Consider the following 23,394-nt stretch of genomic DNA (forward strand, 5'->3'; position numbering starts at 1 on the left):
GACGCATCGAGCGGTGGACGGCGGGCAGGCCTCAGGTGCGCCTGACCCCGGTCGCTTCGTTCGCCGCACGGCGGCCTGCGGGCTTGCCGGGCTTGGTCTTCATCTCGGAGAAGAAGGCGTAGAGCTGCTGCGCGGCCGGGGAGAGGCTTCGGCCCTTGCGCCGGATGAGGCCGATCGTCCGGGTGATGGTGGGGTCGTGGAGCGGAACGCTCACCAGCAGCGGATGGTCCGCGTCAGGCATGGCGATCGAGGGGACCGCCGCGACCCCGAGACCCGCCTCGACGAGGCCGAGCATCGTCGTGACATGCTGGGTCTCGTAGATGCTCTGCGGGCGACCGGCCACCTCCGAGAGCGCCTGGTCCAGCAGAAGGCGATTGCCGGACGCCTTGCTCACCGAGATGTAGTCGTACTGCGCCAGCTCGGTCCAGCTCACGCGGCGCTTCCTGGCGATCGGATGGTCGCGCCTGCAGGCCGCGACGAAGCGCTCCTCCAGCAGCGGCTTGAATTCGATATCCGGCTCCTGCCCGCCCACGAAGTTGAGCCCGAAGTCGGCCTCCCCGCTGGAGACGGTCGCCAGCACCTCGTTCGCGCTCGCGTCGAGGACCTTGACCCGGATCTTCGGATAGCGCTCGTGGTAGCGCGAGATCACCTGCGACAGGAAGTAGTAGACCGTCGACGGCACGCAGGCGATCTTCACCTCGCCCATGCGCGTGGCCGCGACACCGCGGATGCCCAGCAGCGTGTGATCGAGGTCGTCCAGCAGCTGCTGCACCTTGCGGTCGAATTCGCGCCCCACGGAGGTCAGGTTCACGCGACGGGTGGTGCGGTCGAGCAGCTTCACGCCGAGCGCCTCCTCCAGCTTCTCGATGCGGCGGCTGAACGCAGGCTGCGAGACGTGCAGCGCCTCGGCGGCCTTGCGAAAGCTGTTGAGTTCCGCCACCGCGCGGAACGCCTGCAGGTCGTTGAGATTGAAGTTGATGGCCATAGCAGTGCTCCGACTCGATCTGATTGATAGACAGTGTGCATCAATCGATCCTAAACATGCAATTTACAGAACTCAGGCGTCGGAAGAACATGCGCACCAGGGCCACGCAAGAGCCTCCCGAGCTTTCAAAAATCCACCGGAGCAGACAAATTGAAGATGCAGAAAATTCGCTTCCTCGGCGCCGTCGCGCTGGGGGCATGCCTGACCTGCGCAAGCGCGGCCACCGCCTTTCCTGAAAAGCAGATCACGCTGATCGTGCCGACCGCCGCGGGCGGCGCCAACGACGCCATGGCGCGCGTCGTCGGCCAGGCCATGTCGGCCATCCTCAAGCAGCCTGTCATCGTCGACAACAAGGCGGGCGCCAATGGGGCCATTGCCAGCGAGTACGTGATGCGCGCGGCGCCCGACGGCTACACGCTCATGCTCGGCTACATCGCGACGCATGCGATGAACCCGGCGCTGCAGAAGCTGCGCTACGACCCGGTCAAGGACTTCGAGCCGGTCGGCATGCTGGGATCCTCGGCCACGGTGATGGTGGTCAACCCATCCGTCAAGGCCGCTAGCGCGAAGGAACTCGTGGCCATGCTGAAGGCGGCGCCGGACAAGACGAGCTACGCCTCGGCCGGCAACGGCACGGCGCCGCACTTCGCGGCCGAGATGTTCAAGCTCTCGACGGGCACGAGCATGCTGCACGTTCCCTACAAGGGCTCCGCACCGGCCATCACCGACACCCTCGCCGGGCAGACGCAGGTGATGTTCCCGAGCCTCTTCACGGCGGTGCCCTACGTCAAGGCCGGCAAGCTCAAGGCCCTTGGCGTGGCCGGCGCCAAGCGCTCGGCGCTCATGCCGGACGTCCCCACGCTGCAGGAGCAGGGCATCGCGGACGTCGACGTCTCCCAGTGGTACGGCATCTTCGCGCCGGCGAAGACGCCCGCGCCCGTCATCGCGCAGCTCAACAAGGTCCTGAACGAGGTGCTCGCCGACAAGAGCGTGATCAAGCGCCTGGAGGACCACGGCGCCGAGGTCTCGACCATGACCCCCGAGCAGATGCGCGCCTACGTGGCGCAGGAGCAGGTCAAGTGGAAGAAGGTGGTCCAGGCCGCCAGGATCAGCGCGGATTGAACGCGGATCGAGCGCAGACTGAACATGAACAGATCGATTCCCTGCGTGCTGATGCGCGCCGGCACCTCGCGCGGGCCGTTCTTCCTGCGCGAATGGCTGCCGGACGGCGACGACGCACGCGACCAGGCGCTCATCGGCGCGATAGGCGCCTCCGACCCGCTCCAGCTCGACGGCGTGGGCGGCGGAAGCACCCTGAACAGCAAGGTGGCCATCGTCTCGCGTTCGTCGCGGCCTGAGTGCGACGTCGACTACCTGTTCGCGCAGGTGGGCATCGGGCATCGCTCGGTGGACACGCGGCCGAACTGCGGCAACATGCTATCGGGCGTCGCGCCTTTCGCGATCGAGCAGGGCCTGGTGCCGGCCAGGAACGGCACCACCCTCGTTCGCGTGCACAACGTCAACACCGGCTCGCGCATCGACGTGACGGTGCACACCCCTGGCGGTCGCGTGACGTACGAAGGCGATGCGCGCATCGACGGGGTGGTGGGCACGGCGGCGCCGATCCTGCTGAACTTCCTGGACGCCTGGGGCGCGGTCACGGGCCAGGTCTTCCCGACCGGCAGGCGCATCGACACGATCGACGGCGTGGAGGTGACCTGCATCGACGCCGCCATGCCGTTGATGATCGTGCGCGCCAGCGACCTGGGCCTCACCGGGCGCGAGAAGCCCGCCGCGCTCGACGCCAACATCGGACTGCTCGAGCGCCTCGAGACGCTGCGACTGGAGGCGGGCCGCAGGATGGGCCTGGGCGACGTGTCTGACAGCGTCGTGCCAAAGCCGGTGCTCGTGAGCGCGGGCGATACGGACGACAGCATCACCTCGCGCTACTTCACGCCGCGCAAGTGCCACGCCTCGCATGCGGTGACGGGCGCCATCGGCGTGGCGAGCGCCTTCGCGCTGCCGGGAACGGTCGCCAGCGGCGTCGCGCGCGCCGCCGGAACCCACAGGCTGGTCGTGCTGCATCCGGCGGGGCAGATCGACATCGAGGTCGAGCTCAAGGGCACCGGCGACACCGCCGCGGTGGATCGCGCCGCGCTCCTGCGCACGGCGCGCAAGATCATGCAGGGCGAGATGTACCTGCCCGACTACGTGTTCTCGCGGCCGCAGCCGCAGGCCGCGAGCACTTCCCGGTTCCCGCACAAGGCGCTGACGATCATCGTGCCCACGCGCGCAGGCGGCGGCAACGACACGATGGCCCGCATCATCGCGGCGAAGCTCGGGCCGCTGCTCGGCCAGGAGATCCTGGTCGACAACCGCGCCGGAGCCAACGGTGCCATCGCGAGCGAGTACGTGGCCAGGGCAACGCCGGACGGCCACACGCTGATGTTCGGCTATGTCGGCACCCACGCGATGAACCCCGCGCTGCAGAAGCTGGCCTACGATCCGGCCGCCGATTTCGAGCCGGTAGGGCTCGTGGGCTCTTCCTCGACCCTGATGGTCGCCCATCCGGACGCGGGCATACCGCAAGTGCAGCAACTGATCGAGCGGCTGAAGACGACACCCCGCAGCCTAAGCTACGCCTCCGCCGGCGACGGCACGCCGCCGCATTTCGCGGCCGAGCTCTTTCAGCTCAGCAGCGGCACTTCGATGGCCAGCACGACCTGCGAGGGTGCCGCGCCTGCGATCGCGGAGACGGTGCAGGGCCGCTCGCAGATCATGTTCCCGAGCCTGTTCACGGCCTATCCGTTCATCCGCGCAGCCCAGTTGTGGGCCCTGGCCGTGGCGGGCTCGAAACGCCTCGCCGCCCTGCCGGACGTGCCGACACTTTCGGAGCTGGGTGTCACTGGGGTGGATGTCGTCCAATGGTATGGACTGTTTGCGCCGGCGGGCACGCCCGCCGCAGTCGTCTCGCACCTCAATCAGGCGCTGAACGAGGTGCTGGCCGATCCGGACGTCGTCCGGCGCTTCGAGAGCCAAGCCGCGCTGGTCGAGCCCGGCAGCCCCGACGCACTCGCGCTGCGGATGAAGTCGGACCTGGCGCGCTGGCGCGAAGTCGTGCGTCAGGCCGGCATTGCGCCGAAGGAACAGCGCCAGTTCGCGCTGGATTGATCCGCCGCGCCGTAGCTACGGCCCTGCGGAGGCCACCTGCGCAAACATGGTGCGCACGGGCTTCATGAAATAAGGCCGCACGCGATCGCTCCAGCTCGTCATCGTTGTTCCAGAAGCGCTGGGCGCGTATGCAGCCCCGCGCCGCAGCCAGCGCGGGCAGGTGCCCCCGGTCGTACCAGCGCAACAGTTCGAGACCCCAGCCGGGCTCGGGCTTCATCTCGACAACGTAGTGGAAGCGCGGTCGCGTCCGCTGGCTCCAATCCAGGCCTTGCCGGTCTCCTTGGCAAGCTCGATCGGGCATCCGACAAGGGATTTTCCGAGCGCAGCACCGGCGAGTGGTTCGCGAAACGGGATGCAAGTTGCATGGTGATTTCTCCTGACGAAGTTGGCTGTTGAAAACAGCCTCACCGGATTCCTAGATTCGGAGCCCTCTTCGGGTCTTCCGGTGGGGTCGGCACGAAGAACCCGGTTGGCCTCGTTGCCACCGTCTTTCCTGAGTTCATCGCCCGCGGCCACAGGAGCGCGTGCCGGGTCGCCGTCAAGGAAGAAGCGCCAGGGGTGGTGCGGCCCGCAGCCGAAGGCGAGGACACGGCCTGGCGCGCCTTGACGGCGACCCGGTGCGGGCTACGGTCGCGGACAAGGTGATGAGGAAAGGAAAGATGGCTGGACAGGCAATGGCCGCCTTCGTCGCCGACACCACGCAAGCGAAGCGCGCAGGCCCGGATCAGCGAACCGGGCCGAAGGCGCCAGCCGAGCGGAGCGAGGGAACGATGGAAGCCCAGAGGGGCGAGACGCCAGGGGTGGCTCGATGCGCAAGCACGACAGCGCGGCCGGCCATCACCGCCACGGCCGGAGACGCCCTGCGTCAGCCAGAATGACATTCGCCGGATATTTCGACGAACTGATTCGCCCACTCAAAATCGATGCTCAAGCCCGACTCTCTCGATCCACTGTTCTCGTTGCTGCAGGAAATGACGCTGGTTCAGCGCGAAGACAGCGCGTTTCAGCCCTCTGCGCAAATGCGTCGCCTGGAAAAGGCGATCCTCTGCGGCTACTTGGCCACCATGGCACTACTGCTGAGTGCCGCATGGGGGCGGCACGCATGGCCTTCGCAAAAGCTCGCTGCCAGCGTCTCCCCGCTCTATACCGTCATGCTCCTGTTTGGACTGGCTTATCTGCTGACCGCCACCTTCAATGTGGGGCATCTGGTCTGGCGTCATCGCAGGCAACGGTTTCCCGGGCTGCTCGCGCGCATCAAGCTCGACATTCAGGCCGATGCAGACTTCCTGACCCAGTTCGGCAGCTACGACAAGGCGACGCTGGAATATGCGCTGCTGCAGTACCGCCACCGATGGGACATCTTCGATGGGCGGGTCGGCCTGCTCACAGGCGACTTGCGAAAGCTCGGCCTGTTCCCCGCATTGACGGCGTCAGCCATGGCGGCGTCGACATTGCTCAAGTACGACAGCAACATGTACCTGTGGATGCCATTGATATTGGCGGCCTGTTTCTACCTCGTGGCCTTCCACGCCCATGGCCGGCGTGAGCGACCCCAGCAGGTGGTAGACCTGCTCGACTATGCCGTTCGCCACGCGAAGGTCGAAGCCGAAACTGGCCGGGCGTCCCGCCGGAGAGTGGGGCCTTCGCGAATAAGGGCAGCCCGAGTTCCGCAAACAACAGGATCTTCGGCCCCGGCCATGGTCGGGTGATCAAGCGCCGGCAGCTCCGCCAGCGCCAGTGTGCTCTTGAGCGTCTGCGTCAACAGCCCACCCGCCGGCGACGGCTCGGCGACGCTCATCGGTTTGGCCGGGAGCCTTCGTTTTGTCTGACGATGGAGATGTGCGTGAAACGATCCGAACTGTATGCCTTGGTCTGGCAGACACCGCTTCGCCATCTGGGGCCGAATCTCGGCCTGTCCGATGTCGGACTCTCCAAGCTCTGCCGCCGATACAACATCCCTGTTCCACCAGTTGGCTATTGGACCCGTCTCGCGGCCGGCAAGATCTGTGTGCAGGCCCCGCTGCCGCCTTCCGACGTCGATCACGAAATCCACCTGCCGGAGAAAGACACCACGGCGGCCCGCTCCTCCGACGCCACGAGGATTCAGCAGGTCCAGCAAGCGTTTTCCCGGGCCAGGGACGCAGTTGTGCTGCAGCCCATTGATGTACCGCCCTCACTCGATCATTGCCACCCGCTGGTGGCGAAGACCGCTCGCTTTTTTCAGTCCATCGAGCGCGATGAGGCGAAGTTGGCGGTGCAGGCGGAAGAAGCCAGGCGACTGCGCAAGCCCTTCTTCGGCGGCATGTCGAGCCACAGGATGACCACGGGCCGGTACGTCGCCGGCAGCGGTTGCCTGCGCATCACCGCGACCCTGGCCCACATCGACTGGATTCTGCGTTTCCACGAAGCGCTCATCCGGGGACTGATCGCCGGAGGCTGCCAGGTCGTCGCTGGCCGGGGAGACGCATCGAACACGGTTGAGATCCGGCGCGCGGGCGGCGCCATCAGGCTGAACTTCTCCGAACAGGTGGAGAAGATCGCGCAACCCAAGCGCCAAGATTTCCTCCTTCATCGGGATGAGTACAGGGCCCTCGATGGCTACAAGCTGAAGCTGGAGAGAGACTGGCACGTCATCGCCCGCCAGTGGACAGGCAGCCGCGAACAACTGGAGCAGCAACTCCCGGAGATCACACGCGCCCTGATCGCATTCCCGGAAGCCGAAGCACTCAGGTCCAAGCTGCTGGCCGAAGAAACCGCCATCCGACGAAAGCAGGAGCGGGAAGCAGCCCAGGCACACAACATCGCGATGGCCGCAGAGCAGGCGCATGCGCAGCGCCGGGAAGCGCGGGCGAATCAACTGCCTCGCGCCGTCGCGGTCGGCCAGTCCCTGGCGACCTATCACAGTGCCCTGGATGTGCTGTCGCGCCTGGAGGGAATCGCCGGCGATCAACCCGAGGACGACGCATTGCGTGCATGGATCGCACTCGTGCGAAGCAGCCTCAAGGACCCCGTGCATGAACTGGCCGACGCATTGCGTGCCGAAGCGGCGCAGCCGGAACGGCCGCTTTGGTGGCCGGCGTGAGGCGCCGCCCCAGACCACATCACCAACCTTCGCAGAAACGTTCGGAACCCGACATGGCCGAAAACCGCCGAATCCTTGCGCACGTTCTCATCGAAATGAACCCGCTCGCGGATCAGGGCGCTGACGCAACCAAGGCCGCATTGCGATCGGCAATTCAGGTGGGCCTGAATGCCCAAGTCCTGGAGCTGAACGTCTATCCGATCGCCGCGGAAGATAGTGCGCGTCATGTGAAGGCCCAGATCCCGCACTCAGACCCCTCCGACCACGACCAGGTCGTCGAAGAGTACTTGCACAGCGGCATGCAGGTGCAGATCTATCGCGATGCTGGGCCTAAATCGCCGCCCACCTACTACGCCGTGGTCACGAACCCGAACGTGAAGAACCCCAGCGGAGCGGTTATCGAGTCAAAGTCCTATGCTGAACTGAAGCAAGTCGCCGAAGCACGAGCCGAGCGCAAGGCATTCCTGCTGGAAAGGAAGAGGGAAGGTCGTTGAGAGGGGATCGGTCATAGGGCAGAGAGCTTGAACGCTCGCCATGCACTGAACGCCCTTCTCCGATTTCCACGCCTATGCTGTCGTGCGCCTCGCATCGCTCTGGCGAGTTGGTTCCAGCAGACATCGCTGACAACCTTCGGACGTCCCGCAACGGCATTGGACGCGCTGCGGAAGAACCGAAAGGCAATGCCCATGCGAGCCCAAACCAGCCATGAATCGAGCGCGTTCGTCGCCGGCGATCCCACCGCTCAACGAGCCCTGCAAGCGGCACGTCTGCTGCAAGAGGCACTCACGCTTCTCTGCTCCGACTCAACGATGCCGCTGGCGCAGACAATCAGGCGCGCCCCCGACAGGCTTCTGAGACTGCCTGAAGTCGAGCGCCTCACCGGCCTGCGCAGGTCAGCCATTTACGAACAAATGCGCAGGGGCATCTTTCCGCGGTCGGTGAAAGCCGGACAGCGCACCGCGGCATGGCCGGAGAGCGCGGTGCAATCGTGGATCGCGGAGCGCATGAACGGGCGCACGACCTGATTCAACAAGCCGGACCGAGCCGCCCGAACGGCGCGAACCTGCTCTTGGCAAGCGGTCAGGACAGCGCATCCTTCACGCCAGCGGACAGGCCCTCCCGGCGACTCTCCTCCTCGCAGGGAACTGGTGCTGCCGACCTCAAGCAGGCCTTCATCTCGGCACCCTGAACGTCAGCACTGCAGCGGTTGCTGCCGGTCGCTGATGGGAGGTCGATGGCAGCAATCAGGCCAGAAGCGGGCGTCCAACAAGCACGACGGTCCGTATGCCGGCCTGTGGAGATACCAGCCCCATCGAAGCGCCTCTGAGGTCAGCTGCGTTCGCACTCAACGATGAGAAGGCAACCCACCACAATGACCACGGGTACGCAAACACCCAGTGATCCTTGATTGTGCGCATGCTCAACGCGCATGCGCGGGAAATCTCAGCAACGCTTGGGCGTCAGGTGTACCAGCTCGGCTCCGGGATCTGTCCTCTCAGCGCATAGGCGCCGACCTCGCGCCGCTTGTAGGCGATCGGGTCATGCAGCGAGTGCGTGCGGATGTTGCGCCAGAAAATGTCGAGCCCAACCGCATTCGCCGTCGCGCGCGCACCGGTCACCTCGAACACCTTGGTGCCGATCTCCAGCCCGATGTCCACGGCCGCCTGCTTGGCCGCGGCGATGCGCACCGCGACCCTTCCGCGCGCTGCGGGCGTCAGCGCATCGCGGTCGGCATGCAGCAGCGTGGAGATTTCGGCGCCGACCGAATTGGCCAGCTCTTCCGCCGCCCACAGGCGCGATTGCAGCGTGCCGTAGGCCTCCAGGATGTACCACTCCTCGCCCGCGGCCTCCTTGTTGTCGCCGCCGTAGGGCCAGGCGCGCGTCTTCTCCCGCGTGTAGCCCGCGGCCGTCTTCAGCGCGCCTTCGGCGATGCCGAGGTAGAAGTTCGCAAAGACCAGCTGGATCGCGGGCAGGTTCAGCGTCTCGTAGGCGCGCTGCTGGTAGACCTTGTCGACATAGCCCGCGGCGCTCGCCCAGTCTATACGCACGTCGTTGATGGTGACGCCGCCCGATTCAGTCAGCCGCTGGCCCAGATGGTCCCAGTCGTCGTGGTAGACGATGCCGTCCTGCTTCGACGGCACGATGGCGAAGATGTGCTTGTCGGTGCCCTGCAGCACGCCTTCAAGCACAGTGAGGTCCGAGACCTTGGAGCCGGTCGAGAACGACTTGCGGCCGTTGTAGGCCAGCTGTCCGTCGATCTCGGTGATCACCAGGTCGCCGTCGCGCGGGTTCACCGCGCCGCCGAAGAACAGGTCGTTGGCCGTGTAAAGCGCCTCCACCGTCTCGATCTGCGCCGGCGTGCCCACCAGGTGCACCGCCCAGGCCCAAAGGTAGTGGTAGCCCAACAGTTGACCGACAGAGCCGTCACCCGAGGCCACGATGCGGATCACCTTGTAGGCCGTGTCCCAGTGCTGCCCCGCCCCGCCGTGCTGCACGGGACCCAGCAGCGTGGTGAGGCCTGCGTCTTTCAGCAACTGCACTTCGGCTGTCGGCACGGCCTGCCGGCGGTCGCGTGCCACCTGGTCGACCGCGAGGATCGCGGCGACCTCGGCGGCGCGGGCCAGCCACTGTGGCGCGTCGGCGGGACGCGGCTTTCCTTGCCAGGGCGATGTCTTGAGCGCTTGCTCGAGCGTGAGGCTCATGGTGCGAACTCCTGATGAAACGTTGAAACAAAGCGCCACGGCCTTCAGGCCGTAGCTTCGGAAGCAGCGCCGGCTACAACGCCTTCGCCGAAATAGAAAGACTGGATGTCGGCACGCTCGCGCAGGGCCCGTGCATCGCCACTCAAGACCGCGACGCCGGCATCGAGGACGGTCGCGCGGTCGGCGTACTGCAGCGCCACGGTGGAGTTCTGCTCGGCGACGAGGATCGACAGGCCCTCTTCGCGGTTGAGCCGCCTCAGCTGCTCGAAGATGTCGCGCACCACCAGCGGTGCCAGCCCCATCGACGGCTCGTCGAGCACCAGCAGCCGGGGCCGCGACATCAGCGCGCGGCCGATGGCCGTCATCTGCTGTTCGCCGCCGGAGCTCAGGCCGGCGAGCGTGCGTCGCCTTTCCTTCAGCTTGGGAAAGATCGCGTAGACCCGCGCCAAGTCTTCGGCGGCTTGCGCGCGCCGCGCGCTGCGACCGAGCGCGCCGGTCAGCAGGTTCTCTTCCACCGTCAGCGTGCGAAAGCAGTGGCGGCCCTCCAGCACCTGCACCAGGCCCAGCCGCACGAGGTCGGCCGGGCTCGTGCGGCCGGTGTCGCGTCCGTCGAAGACGATGCGCCCGGCCGTGACCTCGCCGCGCTCGGCCGGCAGCAGGTTCGACACCGCCTTGAGCGTGGTCGACTTGCCCGCCCCGTTGGCGCCGAGCAGCGCGTGGACCTCGCCGGCGCGCACATCGAGGCTCACGCCGTGCAGCGCGACGATCGAGCGCTGGTACGTGGCCGCGACCGCTTCGATGCGCAACAAGGGGGCCGTCACCTCAGCTCCACGCGTGGAACGGCGGCTTCACGCCATTGAGGAAGTAGTTGCCCACGATGGCGTACTTCCAGCGCACGGGGTCGTGCAGCGTGTGCGTGCGCGCGTTGCGCCAGTGGCGATCGAGGTTGTACTGGCCCAGTGTGGAGCGCGTGCCCGCCAGCTCGAACAGCTTGTTGGTCGCCAGGATCGCGATTTCGGTGGAGAGTACCTTGGCCTCGGCCGTCGCGATCTGCGCTGCGGCCACGCTGTCGGCGCCGGGCGCGGCCACCGCGCGGTCGATGGCGCGGCCGGCGCGCTCCAGCAGCGCTTCGCTCGCATGCAGGCGGATCTGCAGATCGCCCACGGCCTGGATCGAGTACGGGTCTTCCCATGCGTGGTCGCGCTGGCTGTCGATCCACGGGCGCGTCTTGGTGCGGATGAAATCGATCGTCTCCGCGATGGTTCCGCGCGCAATGCCCACGTCGACCGCCGCCTGGATGATCTGGAAGATCGCGCCATCGGCCGAAGGCGTGTCGTAGCCCTTGAACGCCGGGATCAGGTGCGACTTGGGCACCTTCACATGGTCGATGACCACCGTGCCGCTGAGCGTGGTGCGCTGGCCGAAGGCCGACCAGTCGTCGATCACCGTGAGGCCCGGCGCATTGCGATCGGCCACCACGTACCAGGTGTTTCCCGCTTCGTCGTTGGCCACGATGGGCACGTAGTGCGCGAGCAGCGCGCCGGTTGAATAGAACTTCTTGCCCGTGACCACCACGTGGTCGCCCGCGTCGGTGAAGCGCGTCTCGAAATCGGCGGCGCGCTTCGACCCCGACTCCGAGAACGCATTGCCCCAGCGCACGCCGCGAAGAAAGTCGGCGAAGAAAATCTTCTGCTGCGCGGTATCGGACACCGTGCGCACCGCGGCAACGAAGCCCAGGTGGTTCTGCGTGATCTGCCCGAGCGACGGGTCGGCCGCCGAGATGATCGCGATCACCTCGGCCAGCGTGGCGTACGACACCTCCGCGCCACCGAAGGCCTTGGGCACGTTAATGGCCCAGAGGCCGCTTTGTGAGTAGGCGTCGATCTCCTCGACCGGCCAGCGGCGCAGGCGGTCGCGCTCGGAGGCGCCGACGATCAGCCGGGCGGCCAGCGCGTGCGCCACGGCAATGGCCTCGGCGTCGTCGCGGATCACATGCGCGGGCGTGTCGGACAGTGGCAGGCCGGGCACGGGATCGTTGGCGGCGGCTGATGCGGGTGCAGAGGGTTGGAGAACGGCGGGCATGGAATGGGCTTTCCTTTCAGGTGCGAGTGGGCGTGCGGATCAGTCGTCGATGCTCTTGCGCACCTTCACGTTCTTCTCTTTCGCATAGGCCAGCGAAGATTTCTCGATGATCGGACGCAGCAGTTTCCAGTCGGGCGCGATCCAGTCGGACACCACGTTCCACTTGCTGCCGTCCCACTGCTGGAAGGCCACGCGGCCGCCGCCTTCGTGGTTGTCCCAGGTCACGTTGATCGAATGGAACAGGCCCTTGGCGCCGAGCGCGGCGACGCGCGCCTCGTCGATCTTCAGGTTCTCCAGGCCCCAGCGGATCTCGTCGCCGGTGAGCGTGCGCTTGCCGAACTTCGCCTGCGCGATGCGGATGGCCTCGACGTTGAGGATGCCGTTGAGCACGCCCAGGTTGTGATAGACGCTGCCGATGCGCTTGGGGTCCTGCAGGTTGCCCTTGCCGGCGCCGTACACGACCTTGGTGATGTCCTGCAGCACCGGGTACTGCGCGCCGGCCGCCACGGTGGTGATGGCCACGTAGCCCTTGGCCGCATCGCCCGCCGGGATCACGTCTTCTTCGGAGTTGGACCACACGTTGCCCACGATGTGGTCGACCGGAAAGCCCGTCTTCTGCGCCGTCTTGAGCGCCACCGGGTTCATCACGCCCCAACCGCGCAGCACCACGTAGTCGGGCTTCACGCGGCGGATGGTGAGCCATTGCGACTGCTGCTCGTTGCCCGGGTGCGGCACCTCGATCTGCTGCAGCGTGAAGCCGTACTTCTTGGCGAGCAGCTCGTAGACCGGGATCGTTTCCTTGCCGTAAGGCGAGCCGTGGTACAGCACCACGATCTTCTTGCCCTTGAGCTTGTCGGTGCCGCCCTCCTTGCCCGCGATGTAGTTCACGATGCCCGAGGTCTCGCTGTACGGGTTGAGCAGCAGCGGAAAGATGTACTTGAACACGCGCCCGTCGGTGGTGTCGGTGCGGCCGTGGTTGATGGTGAGCAGCGGCACCTTGTCGGCCGTCACGCGGTCGACGAGCGCATAGGCGATGCCGACCGACAGCGGGTTCCAGGTCGCGATGCCGGGGCGTTGCTTGAGGCGCTCGTACACCTCCACGCCGCGCTCCACTTCATATTGCGTCTCGCCCTCTTCCCAGGTCAGCTTGACGCCGCCCACGCCGCCGTCGCGCGTGTTGATCAGGTTCAGGTAGTCGATGAAGCCGCCGAAGAAGCCCGTGCCGCCGGCCGCGTAGGGGCCGACACGGTAGCTCTGCAGCGGGAAGAACTGCTCGTTGCCGTCGGCATGCGCGAACTGCAGGCCGACCAAGGACAGGGTGGCGGCCAGGGCCGCGGTTTTCAGGTGCTTGAGGAAGGACATGGTGATGAAGGCTCTTGATGCGAAGGAAAAGGAATCGGGAAAGGTGTGCGCTCAGGCCGGCGCGAGCCGCTTGCGTGCGCGGTCCCACAGGGCGACCAACCCCTGCGGCTCCACGGCGAGAAAGAAAATGATCAGCGCGCCCAGCACGATGCGCTGGCTCATGTCGAGCACGCCCGAATCGAACCAGCTACCGAAGAAGAAGCTGCCGGCGCGAGAGAGCAGCAGCGGAAACACCACGATCAGCGCCGCGCCGAAGAAGGCCCCGCGGATCGTCGCGAGCCCGCCGATGATCACGATGAAAAGAATCTGGAACGAGCGGTCGAGGTTGAAGCCCGCGGGCTCCACGGTGCGCAGGTACACGAAGCCCCACAGCACGCCCGCCACGCCGACGATGAACGACGACACCGCGAACGCCAACAGCTTGGTGCGCAGCACCGGCACGCCGATGACGCGCGCGGCCAGCTCGTTGTCGCGCACGGCAATAAAGTGGTGGCCCGCCTGCGTGCGGACCAGGCGCCACGCGAGCAGCGTCAGCACGGTGACGATGCTCAGCGAGAAGAGGTAGCGGCCCACGGGCGTGTCGAACACGATGCCGGCCACTTCGAGCGCGGGGGCGTCGATCACGCCCGAGGCGTTGTCGTTGCTGAACCAACTGAACTTTGTGAGCGCCCATTGGACGAAGAACTGCGCCGCCAGCGTCGACACCGCGAGGTAGAAACCACGCAGCCGCAGGCTCGGCAGGCCGAACACCAGGCCGACGGCCGTGGCGGCCAGGCCCGCGAGGCCGATGCTCACGAGCAGCGGCAGCCCTTCCATGCGCAGGTTGAAGTTGTAGGCCGCGAAGGCGCCGACCGCCATGAAGGCCGCGGTGCCCAACGAGAGCTGGCCCGCATAGCCCGTCAGCAGGTTGAGCCCCACCGCCGCGAGCGACAGCGCGAGAAACGGAATCAACAACGCGTCGAACACATAGCCGGACGCAACGAACGGCACGACGCCGAAGGCGACGACCAGCACGGCCAGCGGCCAGGTCCAGGGAGACAGAGCGACGGTACGCATGGCTCAGGCGCGCTCCACCAGTTTCTGCCCGAACAGTCCGCTCGGCCGGATCAGCAGGAACGCCAGCGCCGCCACATAGGCGAACCAGCTCTCGATGCCGCCGCCCACGAAAGGCCCGATGTAGACCTCGGCCAGTTTCTCGAGCGCGCCGATCACCAGCCCGCCGACGATGGCGCCGAGGATCGAATCGAAGCCACCGAGCACCAGCACCGGCAGCGCCTTCAGCACCACCAGCGAGAGCGAGAACTGCACGCCCAGCCGCGCACCCCACAACAGCCCGGCCACCAGCGCGATGACACCGGCCGCGGCCCACACCGTGGCCCAGATGCGCGGCAGCCGAAGGCCCACCGCAATGGCTGCATAGGTGTCGTCCGCGACTGCACGGAACGCCAGGCCCACGCGGGTGTAGCGAAAGAACGCCGAGAGCAGCGCGACCATCACGGCGGCCGTCGCGGCGGCGAACAGGTCGAAGGTCGAGACCATGATGCCGAGGAACTGCAACGGCTCGTCCGCGATGCCCAGCTCCAGCGCATGCACCTGCGTGCCCCACACGAGTTGCGCCACGCCCTCGATCACGTACGACAGGCCCAGCGTCGCCATGAACAGCGTGATCGGCGGCTGGTTCACCAGCGGGCGCAGCACGGTGCGCTCGATGGCCAGGCCCAGCAGCACCATGAGCGCGAAGGTCAACACGAGCGCCAGCGCAAAAGGCATGTTGCGCTCCACCAGGCTCACGAAGGTGAGCGCGGCGAACAGCAGCTGCGCGCCCTGCGCGAAATTGAGCACGCCCGATGTCTTGTAGATCAGCACGAAGCCGATGGCCACGAGCGAATACATCACGCCCGAGAGCAGGCCGCCGATGAGCACTTCGGCGAAGAAGCTGAGGTCTGAGGCGTCCATCAGCCCCGCTCCGCTTCGTCGTCGTGGGCCACGCCCAGGTAGGCGTCGATCACCGCAGGGTCGCTGCGCACCTCGGCCGGCGTGCCGTCGGCGATCTTGCGACCGTAGTCGAGCACGGCCACGCGGTCCGACAGGCCCAGCACCACGCCGATGTCGTGCTCGATCAGCAGGATGGTGGTGCCGAACTCGTCGCGCGCGGCGCGCACGAACTGCGCCATTTCGCTTTTCTCGGTGACGGTCATGCCGGCCATCGGCTCGTCGAGCAGCAACAGCCGAGGCGATGCAACCAGCGCACGCGCCAGCTCCACGCGCTTCTGCAGGCCATAGGCCAGCGTGCCGGCCAGCCGCTCGCTCACGGTGCGCAGCCCGAGAAAGCCGATGATCGCTTCGGCCCGTGCGCGCGCATCCTCGCGCTCACGACGTGCGCGGCCCAGCCCGACCAGTTGTTCGATGAAGGTGGAACGCGCCGCATCGACGCGACCGAGCACGATGTTGTCGCGCACGCTCAGGCCCTTGAACAGCGCGAGATTCTGGAAAGTGCGCGCAACGCCCAGCCGTGCCAGCCGCGCCGTCGGCACATGGCCGAAGCCGCGCCCGCCGATCCACACGCGCCCACGATCGGGCCGGTACAGCCCGCTGATGATGTTGACCAGCGAGCTCTTGCCGGCGCCGTTGGGGCCGATGATGGCGCGGATCTCTCCCTTCGCGATGGACAGGTCCACGCCCGACAGCGCGGTGACGCCGCCGAAGGACAGGTCGATGCCCTCCAGCCGCAGCACGGCCGAGGTCGTGGCGTCGTCCCCTGCCGCAGCCGCACGCCCCGCCGGCACGAAGGCCAGCGGATCGACGCCCAGCGAGACGGGCCCCGCCTCGAAGAAAAGATCGGGCATCACGAGGCTCACGCCACGGCGTCCAGTGCCGCCTTGCTCGGCTTTTCTCCGCGAGCGGCCTGCTCCGCTTCTAGCTTGCGCACCAGCGGCAGCACCTTCTCGCCGAAGTACTCCACCTCCTCGATGAAGTGCAGGAAGCCCGTCAGGACGAGGTCGACGCCGATGGCCTTGAGCGCCACGATGCGCTCGGCAATCTGTTGCGGCGTGCCGATGAGGTTGGTGCGGAAGCCGTCGTTGTACTGCACGAGGTCTTCGAAGGTGGACTTGGCCCAGTTGCCCTCCCCCTCGGGCGATGCCTTGCCGGCCTGCTTCACCGCATCGCCGAAGGCATGCACCGCCTCGACGTGCGCGTGCTTGATGATGTCGGCCAGCACCGCCTTGGCTTCTTCCTCGGTGTCGCGGGCGATGACGAAGGCGTTGACGCCGATGCGCACCGTGTGGCCGTTCTGCGCGGCCTTGGCCTGGATGTCGTCGATCTGCGCCTTCAGGCCCTCGGGCGTGTTGCCGTTGGTGAAGTACCAGTCGGACACGCTGGCCGCGTTGTCGCGCGCTGCACGCGAGCTGCCACCCTGGAAGATTTCGGGGTGGGGCTTTTGCACCGGCTTCGGGCTCAGCGTGTAGTCGCTGAAGCGATAGAAGTCGCCCTTGAAGGTGAAGTTGTCCTGCGTCCAGATGCCCTTGAGCGCGCGAATGAATTCGTTGGAGCGGCGGTAACGCTCGTCATGCTCCAGCCACGGCTCGCCGATGGCCTGGAACTCGCCCTTGAACCAGCCGCTCACCACATTGATGGCGATGCGGCCGTTGGAGATGTGGTCGATGGTGGCGATCTGCTTGGCGACCACGGCCGGGTTCCACGGCCCCGGCAGGATCGCGGCCAGCACCTTGAGCTTGGTGGTGGCATGCAGCAGCGCCTGGCTGAAGGACACCGACTCGTGCTGGTACTCCGCGCCGTAGCCCGCGGTGAAGCGGATCTGGCTCAGCGCGTACTCGAAGCCGGCCTTCTCGGCCGCGAGCGCCAGGCGCTGGTTGTATTCGAGGCTCCAGTCGGTGCGCTGCTCGATGGTGCTGACCACGAGGCCGCCGCTGACGTTGGGCACCCAGTAGGCGAACTTGACGGGGGCGGCGGCGGAAGACGGTTGGCTCATAGCAGGTTTCTCTCTGTGAACGGTCGGTGGGAGGGCTTCAGGCGGCCAGCGCAACGGGCGCGGGCTTGCGGATGGCGGGCGTGGCGGACGTGGTGGCCGGCGAGGCATCGCGCAGTTGCGGCACGGCGCGCGCCACGGCCAGCGCGATGCGTTCGCGCAGCGCGGGGTTGGCGATCTCGTAGCCCTCGAAGTCCTTCTCGACCGCGTAGACGCCGATGGGCAGCGTGCGGGCCTGGAAGAAGCTGAAGAGCGGGCGCAACTGGTGGTCGATGACCAGTGCGTGGCGGTCGCTTCCACCGGTGGCCGCGAGCAGCACGGGCTTGTCGGTCAGTGCCTCGTGGTGAACGAAGTCGAACAGGTGCTTGAAGAGGCCGGTGTACGAGCCGCGATAGACCGGGCTCGCCACCAGCAGCAGGTCGGCGGACTCGATGGCGGCAATGCTCTCTTCGACGGCGGCAGGCAACTGGTTGCGGTAGAGCACGCCGGCAAACTGCGGGCCGATCTCGCCGAGCGAGAGCACGTGCGCATCGATGGCGATCTCGTTGCCGAGCGCGGCCAGCAGTTGATCGACCAGCACCAGGGTGCGCGAGGGACGTTGCAGGCTGCCGGAGACGGCAACGACTTTCAGTTTTCGACTCATGTTGATATGACCTCTGTTTGGAAGCTGCGATCGATTCGCGGTGCACTCGATATAAGCGAATGGCGTGCCACTTCCTTTTTCCTTATGAATCAACGAGTTAGGGCGAAATGGCTATCTGCGCTCATGCTGGATCGGCAGCAGGCTGCGGGTAGGTTGCTGATGGGTCAGCAGTTCCGCAGCGATAGTTGTTTGGGGTAGATCGGTATGCGGCCGTCGCATGAACGCCAGGCAGCAATCCGATGAAAAATCTGCCTCCCCTGCAGCAGGGTGATGTGCGCGTTGGAAAGCACAACGGGCCTGCGACGCGAAGCCGCAGGCCCGTTGCAAGGCAATGCCGAAGTTCAGGAATAGAAGCTGGGTTGCGGCACGCGCGCATTGAGCGCCCAGTCGCCGAGTTCGCGCAGCTTGTAGTCGACCGGATCGTGCAGCGTGTGCACGCGCAGGTTGCGCCAGTAGCGGTCCAGGCGCAGCGCGGCGGTGGTGGCGCGCGCGCCCGTCACCTCGAACATGCGGTGCGCCACCTCGAGGCTCGCGCGTGCGCTCGCGACCTTGGCTGCGGCAACAGCAACAGCCACCTGCCCGCGCTCGTGCTCATCGAGCGAAGTGCCACGCAGCCACGCCTGATCGAAGGCCGCGGCCGCATGGTCCAGCAGCATGCGGGCGCCTTGCAGCGCGAGCCAGAAATCGCCGTAGTGCGTGAGCACGTAAGGATCTTCGTTTGCCGCCGAAGCCGTCGAGAACAGCCAGGGCCGGCCTTGCTGCAGCGTGAACGACCTCGCCTCTTCGAGCGCGCCCTCCCCCAGGCCGAGGTAGATGTTCGCGAGGATCAGTTGCGCAAGCAGCGGGCGCAGGCAGGCGAACGGCGTCGAGAGCGGGCCGGGGTCGAGCAGCAGTTCGTTCGTCTCGACGCGCACGCCATCGAACACCACGCTGCCGCTGTCGGTCTGGCGCTGGCCCATGTTGTCCCAATCGCCCTGCACCGCAATGCCGGCGCGCCCCGTGGGCACGACGCCAATCAGCAGGCGATCGTTCGCGTCGAGGGCCGAGGCGAGCAGCATGTCGGAGTCGCTGGCACCGGAGCAGAAGCTCTTGCGGCCCGAGAACACATAGCCCCCGTCGACGGCTTGCGCGCGCGTGGACTTGTCGAGCGGGTTCAACGCATTGCCCCAGAACCAGCGCTGCGCGCGGGTCTGTTCGATCCACGGCTGCCACTGCCCGCGTTGCGCGAAGAGCTGCGTGGTCGCGAGCAGCAGATGATGAAAGGCGAACAGGTGCGCCACCGAGCTGTCGACACGCGCAAAGCCGCGCACCACGTCGAGCGTCTGCTGCCAACTCGCGCCCAGGCCGCCGAGTTCGGTCGGCACGCTGAGCATCAGCAGGCCGCTGCCCCGCAGCAGGTCGCGTTCGGCCTTGGGCGTGCCGCCGCGCTGGTCGCGCTCGACGGCGGTCTGCGCCAATGTCTGCGCGACGCGCTGCGCGGTCGCATGCCACGGCACGACTTCGTCGCCGGCCTCCGCGGAGAAATGCTTCATGCGGCGGCCTTCTCGGGCACGGGCACAGACAGGGGCACCTGCAGAGCTTGCGAAGGCGGCGGCACGATGTCGTTGGCAATGACCTCACCGAAAGGGCCGGTGATGTTGGCTTGCCCCGCCGGGCGCGCATGGTCGAGCGGCAGCAGCGGAAACAGCAGCTCGGCCACGCGATAGGCCTCCTCAAGATGCGGATAGCCCGAGAAGATGAAAGTCTCCACGCCGAGTGCCGCGTATTCCTTGATGCGCGCCGCCACCTCTTCGGGGCTGCCCACCAGCGCCGTGCCCGCGCCGCCGCGCACCAGGCCCACGCCGGCCCACAAGTTGGGCGACACCTCCAGTCTGTCGCGCCGCCCGCCGTGCAATGCGGCCATGCGCTGCTGGCCCACCGAGTCGAAGCGCGAGAAGGCCTTCTGCGCGGCCGCGATGGTGTCGTCGGTCACGTAGGAAATGAGTTCGTCTGCAGCGCGCCAGGCCGCCTCGCTGGTCTCGCGCACGATCACATGCAGGCGGATGCCGAAGCGCAGCGTGCGGCCGTGCTTTGCCGCCGCGGCGCGGGCCTTCGCGATCTTGTCGGCCACGTCGGCCGGCGGCTCGCCCCAGGTGAGGTACACGTCGACCTGCTCGCCCGCGAGTGCGATGGCTGCGTCCGACGAGCCGCCGAACCACAGGGGCGGATAGGGCTTCTGCACAGGCGGATAGAGCGTCTTGGCGTTCTCCACGCGCAGGTGCTTGCCCGAGAAGTTGACGGTCTCTCCGGCCGCCACGCCGCGCCAGATGCGCAGGAACTCGTCGGTCACCTCGTAGCGCTCTGCGTGCGTGAGGAAGCTGCCGTCGCCGTGCTGCTCGTCGGGGTCGCCGCCCGTCACCACGTTGATGAGCAGGCGCCCGTCGGAAAAGCGGTCGAGCGTCGCGGCCTGGCGCGCGGAGACCGTCGGCGAAATGATGCCGGGACGGATCGCCACCAGGAATTTGAGCCGCTCGGTCTGCGCCGCGAGTGACGAGGCGACCACCCACGAGTCTTCGCAGGAACGCCCCGTGGGAATCAGCACGCCTTCGTAGCCCAGTTCGTCGGCGGCCTGTGCCACTTGCCGCAGGTATCGATGGCTCACGGTGCGTGCCCCGCGGGAGGTGCCGAGGTAGCGGCTGTCGCCGTGCGTGGGGAGAAACCAGAAAAGTTGCATGAGGCGGTTCAGCAGTTAGCGTGCCAGTCGAGCTGCCTGTGGGAACGCGCCGAAACGCGCGATTTGTGCTGCTCCAGCAGCAGCGGAACACCACATCTGCTGCGCGCGGCACATTGCCCGCCCGCACTGCTGCCATGGAAGCAAAACAAGGATCGATATACGCATCGCATCGTTGGCCGGGCGCTTGCGCGCCGCCAACATGCTGCTGGCGCAGCAACCGTGCTGCCTGCACATACCGAGGCCTTGTGTGAGTTCAGTGAGTTCCGTTCTTTCCATTCCTGCTTCCGAATCCCCGCGCGACATCGCCCGCGAGCTGATGCAGCGCTTCGCGGCCACCGCGGTGGAGCGCGACGAGCGCGGTGGCACGCCGAAGGCCGAGCGCGATGCCCTGCGTGAAAGCGGCCTGCTCGCCTTGAGCATCCCGTCCGAATTCGGCGGCGGTGGCGCGGACTGGCGCGAGACGCTCGACGTCGTGCGCCTGCTCGCGCAGGCCGATAGTTCGCTCGCACATGTGTTCGGCTTTCATCACCTGATGCTGGCCACCGTGCGGCTGTTCGCGCGGCCAGCGCAGTGGCAGCCGTGGTTCGAGCAGACCGCGCGCCGCTGGTGGTTCTGGGGCAACGCCCTCAACCCGCTGGACGACCGCACGGTGTCCAGCGCGCACGAGGGCTGGCGCGAGTTCACCGGGCAGAAGAGCTTCTGCTCGGGCGCGCTCGATTCCGAAATGCTGATCGCCTCAGCGCGCGAGGAAGGCAGTGGCGCCTTCATCGTCGCGGCGGTGCCCACCGGCCGCTCGGGCATCTTCGTCGCGCCCGACTGGAACAACATCGGCCAGCGCCAGACCGACAGCGGCAGCGTGACCTTCGAGAAGGTGCGCGTCGAGCAGCACGAGGTGCTGGCCGATCCGGGCCCGCTCTCGACGCCCTTCGCCTGCCTGCGGCCGCTGGTGTCGCAACTCGTGCTGGCCAACATCTACCTCGGCATTGCGGAGGCGGCCTTCAACGATGCAAGGCACTACACGCTGCACGAGTCGCGCCCGTGGCATACGGCCCATGTGTCGCAGATGCACGAGGACCCCTATGTGCTCGGCCACTACGGCGACTTCTGGGTCGGCCTGGAGAGCGTGCGCGTGCTGGCCGACCGCGCGGCCGACCGGCTCGACGCGGCATGGCGGCTCGGCCCCGCGTTGACCGAGGCCGAGCGCGGCGACGTCGCGGTGGCCGTGGCCACCGCAAAGGTCGCGGCGACGAACACGGGGCTGGACATCTGTACGCGCATGTTCGACGTGGCCGGCGCGCGTGCCACGCATGGCGGCCTGCGCCTTGACCGCCACTGGCGCAACCTGCGCACCCAGACCTTGCATGACCCCGTGGCCTACAAACTGCGCGAGCTCGGCGAATGGGCCCTCAAGCAGCAATACCCCGTACCGACCTTCTACTCATGACCGCCTTCACCCGCCCTCTTGCTGTGCTGCCGCCGGCCGACGCCTCCCCCGCATCGGACGAGGACTGGGATGCCCCCACCCTGCTGACGCTGCCCAACCCGCGCAAGCTCACCACCTCGATCCGCGCCACGGCCCAGGTGTTCCAGGATCCGCGCTCGGCCGCGCTGCTCGAACGTGTGCGCATGGTGGCGCCCAGCGATGCCAACGTGCTCATCATCGGGGAGACCGGCACCGGCAAGGAGCTGATCGCGCGCCACGTACACGACCTGAGCCGCCGCAGCAGCCGGCCTTTCGTGGCTGTGAACTGCGGTGCCTTCTCCGAGAGCCTGGTCGAGAGCGAGCTCTTCGGCCACGAGAAAGGCGCCTTCACCGGCGCGTTCTCGGCCAAGTCGGGCTGGTTCGAGGCGGCCAACGGCGGCACGCTGTTCCTCGACGAGATCGGCGACCTGCCACTGTCGATCCAGGTCAAGCTGCTGCGCGTGCTGCAGGAGCGCGAGGTGGTGCGGCTGGGCTCGCGCAAGAGCGTGCCCATCGACGTGCGCGTGGTGGCCGCGACCAATGTTCGGCTGCAGGACGCGGTGGCCGCCGGCAACTTCCGCGAAGACCTGTTCTACCGGCTGCACGTGGTGCACCTTGCGCTGCCGACGCTGCGCGAGCGGCCCGGCGACATTCTTCCGCTGGCGCGGCATTTCATCGAGGAGTACCGCCAGCGGCTGGGCTACGGCGCGGTGCGGCTCGATACGGGCGCCGAACAGAAGCTCTCCGAGCACGCCTGGCCCGGCAACATCCGCGAGCTGGAGAACGTGATTCACCACGCGCTGCTGATCTGCCAGCACGGCGTGCTGGGCGCGGAGCATCTGCATCTGTCCTCGTTGAACATCCAGAGGCGTCCAGCCGAGAGCGAGGTCTCCGCGCACGCCACGCCGCAGCAAGCGCTGGAGACGGTGCTGCGCGAGCTGTTCAACGATCCTCACGAACAGATGTTCGAACTGATCGAAGACACCGTAATGCGCACCGCCTTCGAGTTCTGCCACCGCAATCAAGTGCAGGCGGCCAGGCTGCTTGGGATCAGCCGCAACATCCTGCGCTCCAGGCTTATCAAGAGTCGGGAGATTTCCGCGCTGAAGTAGTCGATCCCCAAAAAAGATGCCCATCCAGCCGCATCGAACGCCGACAACCAATGGCCACCGCCGAAGGACGGCGAAGCAGCGGTTGCTGCCGG

20 protein-coding genes are annotated in these 23,394 nt (G+C 66.8%); 8 read left to right on the top strand and 12 right to left on the bottom strand.

Going from position 1 to position 23,394, the window contains the following annotated elements:
* Positions 1–31: 31 nt before the first annotated feature.
* The gene (locus tag FB547_RS22240; protein WP_145745839.1) at positions 32–985 is read right to left on the bottom strand and encodes a LysR family transcriptional regulator; all 954 of its coding nucleotides are present in this window, start codon (positions 983–985) and stop codon (positions 32–34) included.
* Between the two features lie 156 nt (positions 986–1,141).
* Here FB547_RS22240 and FB547_RS22245 point away from each other — a divergent pair, with 156 nt between their 5' ends.
* From FB547_RS22245 to FB547_RS33495, 6 genes are all read left to right on the top strand, one after another.
* Positions 1,142–2,107, top strand: a complete 966-nt coding sequence (locus FB547_RS22245; RefSeq protein ID WP_145745840.1) for a Bug family tripartite tricarboxylate transporter substrate binding protein — start codon at positions 1,142–1,144, stop codon at positions 2,105–2,107.
* Positions 2,108–2,131: 24 nt separating this feature from the next.
* Positions 2,132–4,156 (top strand): 4-oxalomesaconate tautomerase, encoded by a 2,025-nt coding sequence (locus FB547_RS22250; RefSeq protein WP_145745841.1) that lies wholly within the window; start codon positions 2,132–2,134, stop codon positions 4,154–4,156.
* Positions 4,157–5,079: 923 nt separating this feature from the next.
* Positions 5,080–5,865 carry a hypothetical protein gene (locus FB547_RS22260; protein ID WP_145745843.1) on the top strand — a complete coding sequence of 262 codons (786 nt, stop codon included), beginning with the start codon at positions 5,080–5,082 and terminating at the stop codon, positions 5,863–5,865.
* Between the two features lie 134 nt (positions 5,866–5,999).
* Complete coding sequence (locus FB547_RS22265) at positions 6,000–7,238, top strand: hypothetical protein (protein WP_145745844.1); 1,239 nt, start codon at positions 6,000–6,002, stop codon at positions 7,236–7,238.
* 53 nt (positions 7,239–7,291) lie between these two features.
* On the top strand, positions 7,292–7,732 hold the full coding sequence (locus tag FB547_RS22270; protein WP_145745845.1) for a hypothetical protein: 441 nt from the start codon (positions 7,292–7,294) through the stop codon (positions 7,730–7,732).
* A 192-nt stretch (positions 7,733–7,924) separates the two neighbouring features.
* Positions 7,925–8,263 (top strand): helix-turn-helix transcriptional regulator, encoded by a 339-nt coding sequence (locus tag FB547_RS33495; protein WP_222431250.1) that lies wholly within the window; start codon positions 7,925–7,927, stop codon positions 8,261–8,263.
* A gap of 435 nt (positions 8,264–8,698) precedes the next feature.
* On the opposite strand, the gene FB547_RS22280 is transcribed toward FB547_RS33495, so the two are convergent.
* The 11 genes from FB547_RS22280 to ssuD all read right to left on the bottom strand — a co-directional run bounded on the left by FB547_RS22280 (position 8,699) and on the right by ssuD (position 20,728).
* Complete coding sequence (locus FB547_RS22280) at positions 8,699–9,940, bottom strand: acyl-CoA dehydrogenase family protein (RefSeq protein ID WP_145745846.1); 1,242 nt, start codon at positions 9,938–9,940, stop codon at positions 8,699–8,701.
* 44 nt (positions 9,941–9,984) lie between these two features.
* Positions 9,985–10,761 carry an ABC transporter ATP-binding protein gene (locus FB547_RS22285; protein WP_145745847.1) on the bottom strand — a complete coding sequence of 259 codons (777 nt, stop codon included), beginning with the start codon at positions 10,759–10,761 and terminating at the stop codon, positions 9,985–9,987.
* 1 nt (position 10,762) lies between these two features.
* A complete protein-coding gene (locus FB547_RS22290; RefSeq protein ID WP_145745848.1) occupies positions 10,763–12,022 on the bottom strand; it encodes an SfnB family sulfur acquisition oxidoreductase in 1,260 nt (419 codons plus the stop codon).
* 39 nt (positions 12,023–12,061) lie between these two features.
* The gene (locus FB547_RS22295; RefSeq protein ID WP_145745849.1) at positions 12,062–13,384 is read right to left on the bottom strand and encodes an ABC transporter substrate-binding protein; all 1,323 of its coding nucleotides are present in this window, start codon (positions 13,382–13,384) and stop codon (positions 12,062–12,064) included.
* A gap of 51 nt (positions 13,385–13,435) precedes the next feature.
* Positions 13,436–14,440 carry a branched-chain amino acid ABC transporter permease gene (locus FB547_RS22300; protein WP_145745850.1) on the bottom strand — a complete coding sequence of 335 codons (1,005 nt, stop codon included), beginning with the start codon at positions 14,438–14,440 and terminating at the stop codon, positions 13,436–13,438.
* A 3-nt stretch (positions 14,441–14,443) separates the two neighbouring features.
* On the bottom strand, positions 14,444–15,340 hold the full coding sequence (locus FB547_RS22305; RefSeq protein WP_145745851.1) for a branched-chain amino acid ABC transporter permease: 897 nt from the start codon (positions 15,338–15,340) through the stop codon (positions 14,444–14,446).
* A complete protein-coding gene (locus FB547_RS22310; protein WP_145745998.1) occupies positions 15,340–16,230 on the bottom strand; it encodes an ABC transporter ATP-binding protein in 891 nt (296 codons plus the stop codon). The genes FB547_RS22305 and FB547_RS22310 overlap by 1 nt, the downstream gene beginning before the upstream one ends.
* Before the next feature lie 8 nt (positions 16,231–16,238).
* A complete protein-coding gene (gene sfnG / locus FB547_RS22315) occupies positions 16,239–17,375 on the bottom strand; it encodes a dimethylsulfone monooxygenase SfnG (protein WP_145745852.1) in 1,137 nt (378 codons plus the stop codon).
* 37 nt (positions 17,376–17,412) lie between these two features.
* Positions 17,413–18,015: an FMN reductase gene (gene msuE, locus FB547_RS22320; protein ID WP_093058401.1), complete on the bottom strand. Its 603-nt coding sequence runs from the start codon at positions 18,013–18,015 to the stop codon at positions 17,413–17,415.
* 341 nt (positions 18,016–18,356) lie between these two features.
* Positions 18,357–19,547, bottom strand: a complete 1,191-nt coding sequence (locus tag FB547_RS22325; protein WP_145745853.1) for an acyl-CoA dehydrogenase family protein — start codon at positions 19,545–19,547, stop codon at positions 18,357–18,359.
* A complete protein-coding gene (ssuD, locus tag FB547_RS22330; protein ID WP_145745854.1) occupies positions 19,544–20,728 on the bottom strand; it encodes an FMNH2-dependent alkanesulfonate monooxygenase in 1,185 nt (394 codons plus the stop codon). The genes FB547_RS22325 and ssuD overlap by 4 nt, the downstream gene beginning before the upstream one ends.
* 256 nt (positions 20,729–20,984) lie before the next feature.
* On the opposite strand from ssuD, the gene FB547_RS22335 reads away from it, so the two are divergent.
* The gene (locus tag FB547_RS22335; RefSeq protein WP_261380363.1) at positions 20,985–22,172 is read left to right on the top strand and encodes an acyl-CoA dehydrogenase family protein; all 1,188 of its coding nucleotides are present in this window, start codon (positions 20,985–20,987) and stop codon (positions 22,170–22,172) included.
* Positions 22,169–23,302, top strand: coding sequence for a sigma-54 interaction domain-containing protein (locus tag FB547_RS22340; RefSeq protein ID WP_145745856.1), 1,134 nt, complete (start codon positions 22,169–22,171; stop codon positions 23,300–23,302). The genes FB547_RS22335 and FB547_RS22340 overlap by 4 nt, the downstream gene beginning before the upstream one ends.
* Positions 23,303–23,394 lie beyond the last annotated feature (92 nt).

The sequence above is a fragment of the Variovorax beijingensis genome (assembly GCF_007828835.1).
Lineage (GTDB): Bacteria > Pseudomonadota > Gammaproteobacteria > Burkholderiales > Burkholderiaceae_C > Variovorax > Variovorax beijingensis_A.

Excerpts from the sequence above, each read along its gene's own strand:
- FB547_RS22240 (WP_145745839.1), bottom strand. The coding sequence starts at position 985 with ATGGCCATCAACTTCAATCTCAACGACCTGCAGGCGTTCCGCGCGGTG.
- FB547_RS22245 (WP_145745840.1), top strand. The coding sequence starts at position 1,142 with ATGCAGAAAATTCGCTTCCTCGGCGCCGTCGCGCTGGGGGCATGCCTG.
- FB547_RS22250 (WP_145745841.1), top strand. The coding sequence starts at position 2,132 with ATGAACAGATCGATTCCCTGCGTGCTGATGCGCGCCGGCACCTCGCGC.
- FB547_RS22260 (WP_145745843.1), top strand. The coding sequence starts at position 5,080 with ATGCTCAAGCCCGACTCTCTCGATCCACTGTTCTCGTTGCTGCAGGAA.
- FB547_RS22270 (WP_145745845.1), top strand. The coding sequence starts at position 7,292 with ATGGCCGAAAACCGCCGAATCCTTGCGCACGTTCTCATCGAAATGAAC.
- FB547_RS33495 (WP_222431250.1), top strand. The coding sequence starts at position 7,925 with ATGCGAGCCCAAACCAGCCATGAATCGAGCGCGTTCGTCGCCGGCGAT.
- FB547_RS22280 (WP_145745846.1), bottom strand. The coding sequence starts at position 9,940 with ATGAGCCTCACGCTCGAGCAAGCGCTCAAGACATCGCCCTGGCAAGGA.
- FB547_RS22290 (WP_145745848.1), bottom strand. The coding sequence starts at position 12,022 with ATGCCCGCCGTTCTCCAACCCTCTGCACCCGCATCAGCCGCCGCCAAC.
- FB547_RS22295 (WP_145745849.1), bottom strand. The coding sequence starts at position 13,384 with ATGTCCTTCCTCAAGCACCTGAAAACCGCGGCCCTGGCCGCCACCCTG.
- FB547_RS22300 (WP_145745850.1), bottom strand. The coding sequence starts at position 14,440 with ATGCGTACCGTCGCTCTGTCTCCCTGGACCTGGCCGCTGGCCGTGCTG.
- FB547_RS22305 (WP_145745851.1), bottom strand. The coding sequence starts at position 15,340 with ATGGACGCCTCAGACCTCAGCTTCTTCGCCGAAGTGCTCATCGGCGGC.
- FB547_RS22310 (WP_145745998.1), bottom strand. The coding sequence starts at position 16,230 with ATGCCCGATCTTTTCTTCGAGGCGGGGCCCGTCTCGCTGGGCGTCGAT.
- sfnG (WP_145745852.1), bottom strand. The coding sequence starts at position 17,375 with ATGAGCCAACCGTCTTCCGCCGCCGCCCCCGTCAAGTTCGCCTACTGG.
- msuE (WP_093058401.1), bottom strand. The coding sequence starts at position 18,015 with ATGAGTCGAAAACTGAAAGTCGTTGCCGTCTCCGGCAGCCTGCAACGT.
- FB547_RS22325 (WP_145745853.1), bottom strand. The coding sequence starts at position 19,547 with ATGAAGCATTTCTCCGCGGAGGCCGGCGACGAAGTCGTGCCGTGGCAT.
- ssuD (WP_145745854.1), bottom strand. The coding sequence starts at position 20,728 with ATGCAACTTTTCTGGTTTCTCCCCACGCACGGCGACAGCCGCTACCTC.
- FB547_RS22340 (WP_145745856.1), top strand. The coding sequence starts at position 22,169 with ATGACCGCCTTCACCCGCCCTCTTGCTGTGCTGCCGCCGGCCGACGCC.